The sequence below is a fragment of the Martelella sp. UBA3392 genome (genome assembly GCF_002358775.1).
GTDB classification, from domain to species: domain Bacteria; phylum Pseudomonadota; class Alphaproteobacteria; order Rhizobiales; family Rhizobiaceae; genus Martelella; species Martelella mediterranea.
In genome coordinates, this window is the sequence record NZ_DEPM01000033.1 from 1 (window position 1) to 13,333 (window position 13,333).

Below are 13,333 nucleotides of genomic sequence, written 5' to 3' on the forward strand. Positions count from 1 at the left end.
CTCCGGGGCGAGAAGATTGGCGGGGTATGCGGCTTGGCCCGTCGCTCTACCCGAACACGATCCTCGGAAAATAGAAAGACACGACCCAGTTGGGCGCGTCAACGATTTCGCTGATCTTCAGGTCGCCGGCGACCGAGCACAGCATGTAGGCATCCTCGGGCGCAAGCTTGCGGCTCTTCGACAGGTGGTCGACCATCGCCGAGACGGCATCGCGGGCAGCAAGCATCAGATCGGGGCCGATGCCGGTCGTTACCTCGTAGCCGGCGGTATCGAGATGGCGGGTGATCGGGCCGGGCGTGGAAAAATGTGGGGTCTTCGGGGCGGCATCCTTCACAACTTCCACCGTGATCGAGACATCCATCGCGCTTTCAATTGCCGTGCCGCAGACCTCTCCATCGCCTTGGGCGGCGTGGGTGTCGCCGAGCGACAGCAGCGCGCCCTCAACCTCGACGGGCAGGTAAAGCGTGGTGCCGGCGGCGATATCGCGGATATCCATATTGCCGCCGACGCGGCGCGGTGGGATCACCGAATGATTGCCGGGCTCCGCCATTGCGACGCCGATCGTGCCGATGAAGGGGCGCAGCGGCACGGACGCGATATCATTGAAGACGGCGGGCTTTCTTGCCGTCGTGTCGTAGTCCCAGAGCTTCAGCCTCGGTTCTCTGAACTGATCGGACAGCAGGCCGAAACCCGGAATGATCGCGCTCCAGCCGAAGCCCGACGGCGAGAATTCGTGGATCGTCACCTTCAGCGCATCACCGGGTGTTGCGCCTTCCACATAGACCGGACCGGTCAGCGGATTGGCCTTGGCCGGATCGGCGGTGAGGATATCGGTGGCGGTGCTATCGTGATGATAGTGCCCGTGGCCGGCATCGAGGCAGGCAAAGGTTATGGTCTCGCCGGACCTTGCGAAATGCACCGGCTCGATCGCCCGATCCCATCCGAGATGGCCTTCGTGGGAATGGATGGTGCGGATCATAGTGTGCTCTCCGCGGCGGTTATGGTGGTCAAATAGGTGGACTTCAGAGGTGCTTTTCGCAGATCAGAGGCTATCGACCGACGACCGTTCTCTCCACTCGCGTCATGCTCGGGCTTGACCCGAGCATCCAGGCCATACGGAGAACGGAGCATGGACCCTCGGGTCAAGCCCGAGGGTGACCCCGGGAGAAGGAGGGATCGGTGCTTCCGATAAGCGGGAGAAGTAGCAAAAGCATAGACTTCGGTTGAACGGCATACACAGTCAATCAATTGCGGAGCCTTTCGTCGTTCAGTGAACTTGAGGTTGCCCGACGCGTCGCGCTTCTACGGTTCGTAACGTTGCGTCAAAGCTTCGACCTCCCTGTTCAGCCGCGCCCGCTCAAGCATATAAGCCTCGGCCTCGGCCATATGTTCCGCCATGATCTTGCGGGCCCGGTCGGGGTTGCGGCAGCGGATCGCCTTGATCAACTCGATCTGGTAGAAAATGCCGGTCTCGCGCAAGCCCGGATTGGGCGTCTGGTAGATGTCCCGGCACTCCGGCAGGTCGCGCAGAAGGTGCAGGAGCAGGCCGCAGGCAAAGCCGAGCACCGGGTTTTTCGCATGGCGCGAAAGCTCGGCGTGGAAGTCGAGTTCGGCGAGGCGCTGGACATATTCCTCGTCGGCGGATTTTGGCTCGGCCTCGTAGAGCCGGATTGTGGCCTGCAGATCATCAATCGCTTCGTCGGGCAGATGAAGCGCTGCGTCTGCCGCCAGTTCCGGCTCCAGAGATTTGCGCAGCGCGTAAATGTCGGAGATCGAGGGCGGCGCGCGCAGGAACAGGTTGGTCACGGTCTGGATCGCCTCGCCGGGCGCGACCGCGCGGGCGAAGATGCCCCCGCCGGGGCCGGTCTTGCTGGCGATCATGCCCTGGAATTCGAGGATTTTCAGCGCTTCGCGCACCGTGCCGCGCGAGGCGGAAAGCTGTTCGGGATCAAGCCATTCCGCCGGCAGCCGGTCGCCGGGTTGAAGCCCGGCCTCGATCATCCGCTCGCGCAGCATGTCGGCGATGATATCCGGCCGCTTGCGCTTCTTCTCCGCAAAGGGCGGGGCAAAGGCCTGGCGGCTTTCAAGGCTGGGTCTGGTCATGCCGTCCTTTTCACCATCGGATGGAAGCAGGCGGCTTCGTGGCCGGGCCCCCCTTGCGCTTCATCTATCGGCGGAACATGCGTCTGGCAATGCTCCGTTCCGTTGGGACATCGGGCGAAAAAGGCGCAGCCCTTGGGCGGATTGTAGGGGTCCGGCAGCTCCGCCTCGCTATCGCCGCCGGAGACCGCCTTGCGACCCGGCGCGGGCGCGGAATTCAGCAGAAGATGGGTGTAGGGATGCAGCGGCTCGGCAAACACCGCATCGCGGCTGCCGAGCTCCACGATCCGCCCGAAATACATCACCGCCACCCGGTCCGAGATCGATTCCACCACGGACAGGTCATGGCTGATGAACAGGTAGGTGAGCCCGAAGCGGCTCTTCAGATCGTCGAGAATGTTGAGCACCTGCGCCTGCACCGAGACATCGAGCGCGGAGACCGGCTCGTCGAGCACGATCACCTCCGGGTCGGCGGCAAGCGCGCGGGCGATGCCGATCCGCTGGGCCTGCCCGCCGGAAAACTCATGCGGATAGCGCTCCAGAAACTCGGGCGCGAGATTGACCGCGTCCATCAACTCTTCCAGTCGCTTTGCCCGCTCCGCCTTGTTCATCTTCAGCAGATGGATCAGCGGGGCTTCGAGAATGGTGCGGATTTTCTTGCGCGGGTTGAGCGAGGACACCGGGTCCTGAAACACATATTGCACCTGGCGGGCCAGCGCGCGCGGATGCTTCTTGGCCTCATGCGCCAGATCGCGGCCTTCGAAGGTGATCTTGCCGCCGGTCGGCAGATCGAGGCCGGAAAGCAGGCGCGCGAGCGTCGACTTGCCGCAGCCGCTCTCGCCGACAATGCCGAGCGTTTCGCCCTTCTTCACATCGAGCGTGACGTCCTGCACGGCGTGGACGGCGGGAAGCGCCTTGCCGAAAAGCGTCTTGCCGCCGCCGAAGATGCGCTCGGCCCGATCGATCGCGATCAGCGTTTCATTGGCCTCAGGCATCGACGGTCTCCCGGTTGAGCGGATGGATGCAGCGCGCCCCGCGTTCCTCGCCGAAGGAGAGCATCGGGATATCGCCCTTGCGACAGTCCGCCTGCACATAGGGACAGCGATCGGCGAAGGCGCAGCCATCCGGCAGGTCGTTGACCACCGGCGGGCGGCCCTTTATCGCGTCGAGCCGCCGCTCGGGCTCGCCCAGCACCGGCACGCAGTCGATCAGCTTGGCGGTGTAGGGATGGGCCGGGTTGGCGAGGATTTCCTCGGTTGTGCCGGTTTCCACGATCCGCCCGGCATACATCACTGCCACCCGGTCGCAGATCGCCGAGACCACGCCGAAATCATGGGTGATGAACAGGATCGCGGTGTTGCGCTCCTGGCGCAGCCCGTTCATCAGCTCGAGGATTTGCGCCTGCACGGTGACATCGAGTGCGGTGGTGGGCTCATCCGCGATGATCAGCTGTGCGTCATTGGCGAGCGCCATGGCGATCGAAATCCGCTGGCGCATGCCGCCGGAAAGCTCGTGCGGAAAGGCGTTCAGCCGTTCGGCCGCATTGGGGATGCGCACCGATTGCAGCAGGTCGGTGGCCTTCTGCCGCGCCTCGGATTTCGACAGCGGCTGGTGGGCCTGGATCGCCTCGATCAGTTGATCGCCGACGGTAAACAGCGGATGCAGCGTCGATAGCGGGTCCTGGAACACGTGGCTGACCGCGCCGCCGCGCAACTGGCGTATGCGCTCGTCGCTTGCGGCAAACAGATCCTCGCCGGAAAACCATGCGGCACCCCCGGCAATACGTCCGGGCGGGGTCGGTACAAGGCCCATCAGCGACATCGCGGTCACCGACTTGCCGGAGCCCGATTCGCCCACGAGCCCGAGACACTCGCCTTCGCGGATATGCAGGTCGACGCCGCCGACGGCCTTGTAGATGCTGCCGCCGACATGGAATTCGGTGCGCATCTGCTGGACATCGAGCACGGCGTTTTCGCGCGGCTTCTCGTCCGGCGCGGCGTCGCGCTTGACGGCGGTGCGGGCGCCGGGGCGGGCCAGCGCGCCGGATTTCAGTCGCGGGTCGAGCACGTCGCGGATGCCGTCGCCGAAAAGGTTGATGCTCATGACGAGGGCGAAGATCATCAGGCCCGGCACCATCGAGACGTGGGCATCGGTGAACAGCACCTTGCGGCCATCACCGAGCATCGAACCGAGATCTGCCTGCGGCGGCTGGGCGCCGAGACCGAGGAAGGAGAGGCCGGCGGTTTCGAGAATCATCCAGCCGATCGTGGTCGACATGGTGATGATGATCACCGGCAGCACATTGGGCAGCACCTCGCCGAACAGGATCGAGAAATGTGACTTGCCCGAAAGCCTTGCCGCATCGACGAATTCGCGCCGCGAGAGGCCGAGTGTCATCCCGCGGATGTTACGCGCAAAGAACGGGATGTTGACGACGGCGATGGCATAGAGCGCGTTCAAGAGGCCGGGGCCGAGCACCGCGACGATCGCCAGTGCCAGCAGGATATAGGGGAACGCCATGACCATATCGATGCCGCGCATCAGGATATTGTCGGTCCGCCCACCCGCATAGCCGGCGACGAGGCCGATCAGAGAGCCGAAGAAGGCGGCGATCAGCGTGGCGGAGACCCCAACGGCGAGGCTCACCCGTGTGCCCCAGATCAGCCGCGACAGCAGATCGCGGCCGAGCGCGTCGGTGCCGAGAAGATGCCCCTCGGAAAAGGGCGGCAACAGGCGCACCGATGGATCGGTAACATTCGGCGGCTGCAGGGGCAGGATCGGGGCCGCCAGCGCCACCAGCACGATCAGCGTCAGCACGATCAGTCCGGTGGTGGCGAGCGTGTTGTTGAGCAGAAGCTTCAACGCGCTCGGGCGGCCGCCCTTCTTCTTCACGGGTGTGGAAATCGCAGCGTCGGTCATCAGCGCAACCTCGGATCAAGCATGGTCTGGACGACGTCGGCGGCGAGGTTGAACAGCACATAGGCCGCCGCCACGATAAGCACGCCGCCCTGGACGGTGAGCAGGTCGCGGGTGGAAATCGCGGTCACCAGCATCGAGCCGATGCCCGGCCACTGGAACACGGTCTCGATATAGACCGCGCCGCCGAGCACGAAACCGGCCTGAATGCCGAGCACGGGGATGACCGAAACGAGCGCGGCCTTGAAGGCGTGGCGCATGATCACCCGGCGCTCCTTCAGCCCCTTGGCGCGGGCGGTGCGGATATAATCCTGGCGCAGCACTTCCAGCATCGAGGTGCGCGTCAGCCGCGCCACCACGCCGGTTGCCACCACCGAGAGCGTGAAGGCCGGCAGGATCAGGTGTTTCAGCAGATCCAGCGGTCCGCCGCCGCCATAGATCGCATACATGCCACTCGCCGGCAGCCATTGCAGCTTCACGGCGAAGACCAGGATCAGGAGCAGGCCGAGCCAGAACGAAGGTACGGAAATGCCGATCAGCACGAACAGCGTCACCAGCTTGTCGGTAAAGCCATACTGGCGCACGGCCGAGACGATGCCGGCCAGAAGGCCAAGGATGGAACAGAGCACCAGCGAGGTGCCGGCGAGGATCAGCGTATTGCCGAAACGTTCGGTGATGATGTCGATCACCGGGCGGTTCTGGGTGTAGGAGCGGCCGAAATCGCCGTGGAGAATATTGCCGAGCCAGATGAAATATTGCTGCACCAGCGGCTTGTCGAGTCCGAGCGCCCGGTTGATGCGGTCGACATTCTCCGGCGTGGCGTAGGAGCCGAGAATCGCGGTCGCCGGATCGCCGGGGATCATCGCCATGATCGCGAACACGATGACGGTGAGACCGAGAAGCACCGGAATGACAGCCAGAAGCCGCCTGAGGATATAGTGTGCCATGGCGTGTTCTCCGTGATGGCCATGCGATCAAGGGCAAACGGCGATTGCCGCAAAGCCCCCCAATCTTCTCGCCCCGGAGGGGAGAGATGTCGCGACAGCGACAGTGAGGGGGGAGAGTTTCCCCTCGGACGCCCTCACGCTTTGAGATGCTGCCCACTGCCCTTTCGGGGCATCTCTCCCGCCAGCGGGAGAGAGAATTGGGAGCAAACGGTGTAGCCCTGGCGCCGGGCTCACCCCGCCCTCTGTCGTCACCCTCGGGCTTGTCCCGAGGGTCTAAGCACGTACCAACACGATTGACGTTTCGGGTCAGAAAAGGTCACAAGAACGGCCTTGCTCTCTGACCATGGACTCCGCTCGCATGGAGAGGGGATTAGATCCTCGGGACAAGCCCGAGGATGACGCCCGTCAAGAGGACAGGTTTGCGCCCGAATATTGGAGAGGTTTGTCGCCAATCCTGGCGCTTGGCAGTCGCCCGATCAATTCGGCTTCGCCACCTTCTGCAGCAGCAGGAAGAAGGAGGGCTGGAGCTTGAAGTTTTCCACGCTCGCCTTGGTCACCGCGTTCTGCTTCCAGTTGGCGATGAAGGCCCAGGGCGCGTCGTCCTGCACGATTGTCTGCATCTTTTTGTAGAGCTCGGCGCGTTCGGCCTGATCGGTCGAGGTGCGCGCCTGTTCCAGCAGCGTGTCGACCTCAGGGTTGGAATAATAGCCGGAGTTGAAACCGCCCTGATCGGGGAAGGCTTCCGAGCGCAGCGCCAGATAGGGGAGTGTATCCGGGTCGTTGGTCATCCATGCCATTTCGGCCATGTCGGCCTTGCCTTCCAGACCGGGGTTTACCTTGCCCAGGAAGGTATTCCACTCATAGGTCTCGATCTTGACCGGCATGCCGACGGCTTCCAGATCGGCCTGGATCTGGGTGGCCATCGCCTGCGGCTCCAGCATGCCCGAACCGCCCTCGGTAACGTAGAAGGTCAGTTCCGAACCGTCATAGCCTGCTTCTTCCAGGAGCGATTTGGCCTTTTCCGGATCGTAGGGGTAGGGCGACAGGCTGTCGTCATAGGCCCAGGCGAAGGCCGGCGGCGTCGGGCCGGCTGCCACTTCGGCCGTGCCCTGCAGGATGTCGTTGACGATCGCTTCCTTGTTGATCGCGTAGTTGACCGCCTGGCGGACCTTCTTGTCGGCAAAGACGCCGTCCTTCATGTTCAGGATCAGGAACCAGAGATGCGGTCCGGCCTGCTCATAGACCTTGTAATTGTCGTTGCCGGAGAACTGCTGAAGCGCATCCGGCGGCACCTCGACCATCACGTCGAGACCGCCCGAAAGCATCTCGGCGACGCGGGTGTTGGCATCGGTAACCGGGCGAAACACCACGGCCTCAAGCGGCGGCGCGCCATCCCAGTAATCTTCGTTCCTGGAGACGACCACCTTGGCGTTCGGGTCCCATTCCTCGAACTTGAACGCACCAGTGCCGGAGGGGTTGCGGCCGAAATCCTTGCCATATTCCTTCACCGCTTCCGGCGAGACGATCAGGCCGGTCGGATAGGCCAGATTGGAGAGGAACGGCGCATAGGGCTCGGTCAGCGTGAACTTCACCGTCATGTCGTCGACCACCTCGACGGTGTCGATCGAGGAGAAGAAGAAGGCCAGCGGGAACGGGCCGGTGTCGTAATACTCGTTGTCCTCGTTCAGCATGCGGTCGAAGTTGAACTTCACCGCCTCGGCGTTGAAATCGGAACCGTCGTGGAACTTCACGCCCTCGCGCAGCTTGAACGTATAGGTCTTGCCGTCATCGGAAATATCCCAGCTTTCCGCAAGCGCGGGCTCGACCTCGAGTGTGCCGTCCTTGTAGCGCACCAGGCCGTCATACATGTTGACGAGGATGCGGAAGTCGTTGACGGCGGTGTCGGTGGCCGGATCGAGCGATTTCGGCTCGGCGATCTGGCCGACGATCAGAACATTTGGCGGCGTCTGGGCCATCGCCGGCGCGCCGAAGGCGAGCGACGCGGCAGCCAGCGCGGCTGCGAGAAGGCGTTTCATCGATCGGTTCTCCTCTGTTGGTGATTTCCTTAATTAATTATGAAAAATTTGTAATTGACAAGGATTTATTATGATAATTCCTGCGAGCGCGACGGCGCGTTCAAGCTAACTCCAAATTTTTCAATACCTTAAATCGGTGACCCAGCGGGGCTGGCAGGCGGCCGCGCCCATCCGGATTTCCATGACAAAGGCATTGCGCCTTCAAATTGCCAACTACGGAACCACTCTGATCGTGACTGTGAGCGGACCTCACATGAAAGCTGATGGATGATGAAAGGCACTGAACATGACCTCGATCGCGTTATGCCGCCGTAATATTTTCATCGGTGGAGCCGCAACAGCGGCGATGACCGCGCTGGCCTCGGTTTCGGCCTCCGTTTCGGCATGGGCGGACGAGCCGCCGGACGACTATTGCCAACAGACGCTGAAATTCGACCTGTTTTCCTGCGATATCAGCAAACTGGCCGCCAAGAAGGCGGTCCATCCGGTGGTCTACAAGTTCGCCGAGCTGGAATCGGAAGAGGCCCACGCGATTGCGGGCGTGCTTCTGAAGACCGGCGCTTCCACGCCGGAGCGCCCGGATACGCTGTCGCAGACGGTCGAAACGCTGAAGAGGATGGATCCGGGGCCCGCCTTCGACCTCGCCTATATCGAGCACCAGATCGACAATCACAAGTCGCTTCTCAAGGTACAGAAACGCGAGGTGGATGACGCATCGCCTCAGGGCGTTCAGAAGACGGTTGCCACCGTTCTCGTGCCGCTGATCGCCTCCCATCTCGATATGCTCCATACCGCCCACACCGATCTCGCATTCTAGATTGCGCAGGCTCCGCTCCGCCGGCAGCGCCCGGCAGGGGCGGAGCTCATGAGGCCGGGCCGGATGGTCCGGCTCTGAAAACCGCTTCCGACGCCATCGGGCTATGTGATCTTATTTATTATGAAAAATTTGCGATATAGCTATATTTATCATAATGAATTGATCAGCCAGGGAGGCGGTATGGAACCCGAGATCAACAGCGAGCGGCTGAAAACCCTGCTCGACGGCATCAATGCCTTCGGCCGTCTCAAGGACGGCGGCTTCAACAGGACCGGCTTCAGCGATGCCGATATGGCGGTGCGCGACTGGTTCGCCCGCGAGATGGAGGCGGATGGCCTGATCGTCAGCCGCGACGGCGCAAATTCGGTGTTCGGACGCTTCGGCGCGGCGGACGCGCCCGCGATCATGGTCGGCTCCCATCTCGATACCGTGGCGAGCGGCGGCGCTTTCGACGGCGCGCTCGGCGTGGCCGTGGCGCTCGAATGCGTGCGCGCCATGAAGGAGGCGGGTTTTGCCCCGGCCCACCCCATCGAGGTGGCGGCCACCTCGGAGGAGGAGGGGCGTTTCGGCGGCATGCTCGGCTCGCAGACGATCGCCGGTCTGGTGACGCGGGACTGGCTCGAAAGCGCTGCCGATGCCGATGGCGTGTTGCTGACCGATGCCATGCGTGCCCAGGGGCTGGAGCCGAAGGCGATCCTCTCATCGGCGCGGCCGAAAGGCTCGGTCAGGGCGTTTCTGGAACTGCATATCGAGCAGGGGCCGGTGCTGGAGCGGGAAGCGATTGCCATCGGATTGCCGGAGGGCGCGACCGGCATCGTCAACCTGCATGTCCGGCTTACCGGCATCGCCAACCACTCCGGCACGACGCCGATGGATATGCGCGCCGATGCCTTTGCGGGACTTGCCGAGATCGCCGTCCAGATACCCGACATGATCGCCGCCTCAGGTTCTGACGACGCCCGGATCACCATCGGCAAGGTCGAGCTTGTCCCCAACCATCCGCATACGATACCGGGGGAGGCAGTCTTCACCGTGATCATCCGCGATGCACGGGAGGATGTGATGCGCGGCCTTCAGGCCCGCATTACGGAAGTGGCCGGCGCGGTGGCGCGCAAGCACGGGCTTTCGCTCTACATCGAGGAAAATAGCTTCATCGCGCCGGTCGCCTTTGATGCGAGCCTGATCGATATGTTGGAAGCCGAGGCGCGTCGTCTCGGCCTGCCGGCGCGGCGGATGATCTCCGGCGCCGGCCACGACGCGCAGACCATGACGGCGCTCTGCCCCTCCGCGATGATCTTCGTGCCGAGCCGCAACGGCATATCCCACGCGCCGGAAGAACATTCCGACTGGGCGGATATTGAAAAGGGCGCGCAATTGATGCTGGCGGCATTGATACGGCTCAGCGCAGGCTGAACAGCCGTCACCGATGAGGCGTTTGTTGCACGGCTCAGGCGTGGTATGTGGACTGGAAACCGGGCGTTTTCGGTTGCCCCGGACGAGGTTTTAAACGCGTCGAGAAACAGCCGCCATGACCGCCCGATACGATAGCTACATCATCTGCACCTCGCCGCGCAGCGGCAGTACGCTGCTTTGCAAGCTGCTCGCCGCCACCGGCATCAGCGGCAATCCCGATTCCCATTTTCACCGCCCGTCGCTCGCCGCATGGCGGAAAAGTCATGGCGTGGGGGAAATCGATGGCGAGGATGAGCGTTCTACGCTGGCCCGCGTGTTTGCCGCTGCAATCGCCAAGGGCAGCGGTGACACAGGCATGTTCGGCCTCCGCATGCAGCGCGGCAGCGCCGACTATTTCATGGAAAAACTCGCCGTCCTCCATCCCGGCCCCGGTTCAGACAGGGCGCGCATCGAGGCGGCGTTCGGCCGGACGCTGTTCGTCTACCTGTCTCGCGCCGACAAGGTCGCCCAGGCGGTTTCCTGCGTGAAGGCGGAGCAGACGGGGCTGTGGCATGTGGCGTCCGATGGCTCTGAGCTGGAACGCCTCGCACCGCCTCGCGCGCCGGTTTATGACGGACCCGCGCTGATGAAGTGGTATGAGACGATGACAGGCTTTGAGCGCGAATGGGAAGCCTGGTTTTCGCGCGAGGGCATAGCGCCGCTGAGGCTCGATTACGACGCGTTGTCGCGATCCCCGCGCGACACGCTGCGCTCGGTGCTGCTGGCGCTCGGTCTTGATGGAAAGGCGGCGGATGCGCTTTCGCCCGGCGTGAAAAAGATCGCCGACCGGGTCAATGACGAGTGGGCGGAAAGGTTGCGGCTTCAGATCGCCAAGTAAAATCGAAAAGCCGCGAAGCCGACCGCGATGATCGCCGCGAGAACGACGCCGGCGATCAGCGCGAATTCCGCGCTGTGGCCGATGGCGTTGGAGCGGCGTCCGGATCTTTGCGGCATGACAGGTCTGGCTCTGGCTGCTTCGGTGACTGTCATCATGGCGCGCTTGACTTCCCGCGGCGTTAAAAGACATGGTTACTGGTTGATTAAACGCAATTCGGCCGGGATCTGTTCCCCTTGCGCCCACCGCCGCCATGCCCCAAGCGGCCCGATCGATGGTTTGCCAAGCCGGAAGGCAGGCGCTAGATATGCCTGATCGAATCTCACGGAATGGACCGCATGGCCCGCGCCTTTATCTACGTTCTTGATTCCTTCGGCATCGGCGGCGCGCCGGATGCCAAGGCCTATGGCGATCTCGGCGCCGATACGCTCGGCCATATCGCCGAATTCTGCGCGGCCGGGATCGGCGATCGCGACGGGTTACGTTCAGGTCCGCTGAAGCTTCCCAATATGGCGGCGCTTGGCCTTGTCGAGGCGGCCAAGCTTGCAAGCGGCAATTATCCGGCGGGAATGGCGCGGCCGGAGTGGTTTCTCGGCCGTTATGGGGCGGCAAGCGAGGTCTCGCATGGCAAGGACACGCCATCCGGCCATTGGGAAATCGCCGGCACGCCGGTGATGTTCGACTGGGGGTATTTTCCGGAAGGGCCCGATTGTTTCCCCCCGGAACTGCTGGAGGCGATCTATGCCAAGGCCGGCATTTCGGGCAGTCTCGGCAATTGCCACGCCTCCGGCACGGAGATCATCAAGCGCTTCGGTCAGGAGCATGTCTGGACCCGGCGGCCGATCTTCTACACATCCTCCGACAGCGTGTTCCAGATCGCAGCCCACGAATATCATTTCGGGCTCGACCGGCTGATGAAGCTCTGTGAAGTCGTGCGCGAGCTGACCTATGACTACAATATCGGCCGGGTGATCGCCCGCCCGTTTACGGGCGAGACTGCCGATACCTTCAAGCGTACCGGCAATCGCCGCGATTTCTCGATCGAGCCGCCGGAAAGAACCCTGCTCGACCGGGTGAGCGAGGCCGGGCGAAACGTGCTCGCCGTCGGCAAGATCTCCGATATCTTCGCCGGCAAGGGCGTAACGCAACTCTTCAAGGCCGATGGCAACGAGGCGCTGGTCGATGCCAGCCTCAAGGCGATCGCTCAAGCCGGCGATGGTGATCTCGTGTTCACCAATCTCGTCGATTTCGACATGCTCTACGGCCATCGCCGCGACGTGCCGGGTTATGCTGCAGCCCTCGAGGCCTTCGATGCACGGATTCCCGATATCGCCGAGACGCTGAAGCCCGGCGATATCGTGGTGCTGACCGCCGATCACGGTTGCGATCCCACATGGCGCGGCTCCGACCATACCCGCGAACGCGTCCCGGTGCTGGTGTTCGGCCCCGGGCTGCGGCCGGGATCGTTCGGCGTGCGCGACAGCTATGCCGATATCGGGGAGAGCATCGCCGCGCATCTTGGCCTCACCCCAGGTAAACACGGGAGGTCGTTTCTGTGATCAAGGCCGAGCTTCACTGCCATATCGAAGGCGCCACCCCGCCGGCCCTGGCGGCGCGTCTTGCCGCGAAATACGGCATCGATCTGTCCCGCTACCTCGCGGACGGACGCTATCTCTGGCACGATTTTTCGAGCTTCATCGCCTGCTATGCGGCGATTGCGAATGTGTTCCGCTCGGAGGAGGATTTCGCGGCCCTTGCGGAAGCCTATCTGAGCGAACTCGCTGCGGAAAACACGATCTATGCCGAGCTTTTCGTCTCGCCGGAACAGGGCCTTGCCGCCGGCCTTTCGAAGGACGGCTATATGCGCGCGATCACCGCCGGCATCGAGGCGGCGCGCGACAAGACCGGCATCGAGGCACGCATGGTGATGATCGGCGAGCGCCATATGGGGCCGGAGCAGGTGGAAGGCGCGGCGCGCTACGCCGTTTCCTGTGATTTCCCGCTATTGACCGGTTTCAACATGGCCGGCGACGAGCGCATGGGCCGGGTTGACGATTTCGGCCGCGCCTTCGACATCGCGCGCGATGGCGGGCTTGGCATCACCATTCACGCCGGCGAGGTCTGCGGCGCTTTCTCGGTGCGCGACGCGCTCGATCGCGTCAGGCCCGACAGGATCGGGCATGGCGTCAGGGCGGTGGAGGAGCCGGATCTGGTGCGTCGGCTTGCCGAT

General features: G+C 63.1%; 12 protein-coding genes. 5 read left to right on the plus strand and 7 right to left on the minus strand.

All coding sequences use genetic code 11. The features are described from left to right. Positions 1-46 precede the first annotated feature (46 nt). The 6 genes from B4E36_RS02730 to B4E36_RS02755 form a co-directional block, all read right to left on the minus strand. Positions 47-979, minus strand: a complete 933-nt coding sequence (locus B4E36_RS02730) for an acetamidase/formamidase family protein (protein WP_292053447.1) — start codon at positions 977-979, stop codon at positions 47-49. Between the two features lie 323 nt (positions 980-1,302). After that, complete coding sequence (locus B4E36_RS02735) at positions 1,303-2,103, minus strand: FadR/GntR family transcriptional regulator (RefSeq protein WP_292053445.1); 801 nt, start codon at positions 2,101-2,103, stop codon at positions 1,303-1,305. Next, positions 2,100-3,095: an ABC transporter ATP-binding protein gene (locus B4E36_RS02740; protein ID WP_292053443.1), complete on the minus strand. Its 996-nt coding sequence runs from the start codon at positions 3,093-3,095 to the stop codon at positions 2,100-2,102. Before B4E36_RS02740 ends, B4E36_RS02735 begins: the two co-directional genes overlap by 4 nt. After that, positions 3,088-5,019: a dipeptide/oligopeptide/nickel ABC transporter permease/ATP-binding protein gene (locus tag B4E36_RS02745; RefSeq protein ID WP_292053441.1), complete on the minus strand. Its 1,932-nt coding sequence runs from the start codon at positions 5,017-5,019 to the stop codon at positions 3,088-3,090. The genes B4E36_RS02740 and B4E36_RS02745 overlap by 8 nt, the downstream gene beginning before the upstream one ends. Then, positions 5,019-5,963 (minus strand): ABC transporter permease, encoded by a 945-nt coding sequence (locus tag B4E36_RS02750; RefSeq protein WP_292053439.1) that lies wholly within the window; start codon positions 5,961-5,963, stop codon positions 5,019-5,021. The genes B4E36_RS02745 and B4E36_RS02750 overlap by 1 nt, the downstream gene beginning before the upstream one ends. Before the next feature lie 476 nt (positions 5,964-6,439). Beyond that, a complete protein-coding gene (locus tag B4E36_RS02755; RefSeq protein WP_292053437.1) occupies positions 6,440-7,999 on the minus strand; it encodes an ABC transporter substrate-binding protein in 1,560 nt (519 codons plus the stop codon). Between the two features lie 346 nt (positions 8,000-8,345). Between B4E36_RS02755 and B4E36_RS02760 the strand changes: the two genes are divergently transcribed. From B4E36_RS02760 to B4E36_RS02770, 3 genes are all read left to right on the plus strand, one after another. Further along, positions 8,346-8,816 carry a DUF4142 domain-containing protein gene (locus B4E36_RS02760; RefSeq protein ID WP_345899948.1) on the plus strand — a complete coding sequence of 157 codons (471 nt, stop codon included), beginning with the start codon at positions 8,346-8,348 and terminating at the stop codon, positions 8,814-8,816. Positions 8,817-8,996: 180 nt separating this feature from the next. Then, positions 8,997-10,229, plus strand: coding sequence for a Zn-dependent hydrolase (locus B4E36_RS02765; RefSeq protein WP_292053432.1), 1,233 nt, complete (start codon positions 8,997-8,999; stop codon positions 10,227-10,229). 115 nt (positions 10,230-10,344) lie between these two features. Then, positions 10,345-11,106 (plus strand): Stf0 family sulfotransferase, encoded by a 762-nt coding sequence (locus tag B4E36_RS02770; protein WP_292053430.1) that lies wholly within the window; start codon positions 10,345-10,347, stop codon positions 11,104-11,106. Here B4E36_RS02770 and B4E36_RS02775 read toward each other — a convergent pair. Further along, positions 11,091-11,261 (minus strand): hypothetical protein, encoded by a 171-nt coding sequence (locus B4E36_RS02775; RefSeq protein ID WP_292053428.1) that lies wholly within the window; start codon positions 11,259-11,261, stop codon positions 11,091-11,093. The genes B4E36_RS02770 and B4E36_RS02775 overlap by 16 nt on opposite strands. A gap of 180 nt (positions 11,262-11,441) precedes the next feature. Between B4E36_RS02775 and B4E36_RS02780 the strand changes: the two genes are divergently transcribed. Next, on the plus strand, positions 11,442-12,662 hold the full coding sequence (locus tag B4E36_RS02780) for a phosphopentomutase (RefSeq protein ID WP_292053426.1): 1,221 nt from the start codon (positions 11,442-11,444) through the stop codon (positions 12,660-12,662). Beyond that, positions 12,659-13,333 (plus strand): adenosine deaminase (locus tag B4E36_RS02785; RefSeq protein WP_345899949.1); only part of this gene is annotated, 675 nt, incomplete at its 3' end. The genes B4E36_RS02780 and B4E36_RS02785, both read left to right, overlap by 4 nt.

What these genes read in the sequence shown, in the direction of transcription:
- B4E36_RS02760 (WP_345899948.1), top strand. Translation starts at nt 8,346, where the DNA reads ATGACCGCGCTGGCCTCGGTTTCGGCCTCCGTTTCGGCATGGGCGGAC.
- B4E36_RS02750 (WP_292053439.1), bottom strand. Translation starts at nt 5,963, where the DNA reads ATGGCACACTATATCCTCAGGCGGCTTCTGGCTGTCATTCCGGTGCTT.
- B4E36_RS02765 (WP_292053432.1), top strand. Translation starts at nt 8,997, where the DNA reads ATGGAACCCGAGATCAACAGCGAGCGGCTGAAAACCCTGCTCGACGGC.
- B4E36_RS02755 (WP_292053437.1), bottom strand. Translation starts at nt 7,999, where the DNA reads ATGAAACGCCTTCTCGCAGCCGCGCTGGCTGCCGCGTCGCTCGCCTTC.
- B4E36_RS02735 (WP_292053445.1), bottom strand. Translation starts at nt 2,103, where the DNA reads ATGACCAGACCCAGCCTTGAAAGCCGCCAGGCCTTTGCCCCGCCCTTT.
- B4E36_RS02745 (WP_292053441.1), bottom strand. Translation starts at nt 5,019, where the DNA reads ATGACCGACGCTGCGATTTCCACACCCGTGAAGAAGAAGGGCGGCCGC.
- B4E36_RS02775 (WP_292053428.1), bottom strand. Translation starts at nt 11,261, where the DNA reads ATGATGACAGTCACCGAAGCAGCCAGAGCCAGACCTGTCATGCCGCAA.
- B4E36_RS02780 (WP_292053426.1), top strand. Translation starts at nt 11,442, where the DNA reads ATGGCCCGCGCCTTTATCTACGTTCTTGATTCCTTCGGCATCGGCGGC.
- B4E36_RS02730 (WP_292053447.1), bottom strand. Translation starts at nt 979, where the DNA reads ATGATCCGCACCATCCATTCCCACGAAGGCCATCTCGGATGGGATCGG.
- B4E36_RS02740 (WP_292053443.1), bottom strand. Translation starts at nt 3,095, where the DNA reads ATGCCTGAGGCCAATGAAACGCTGATCGCGATCGATCGGGCCGAGCGC.
- B4E36_RS02770 (WP_292053430.1), top strand. Translation starts at nt 10,345, where the DNA reads ATGACCGCCCGATACGATAGCTACATCATCTGCACCTCGCCGCGCAGC.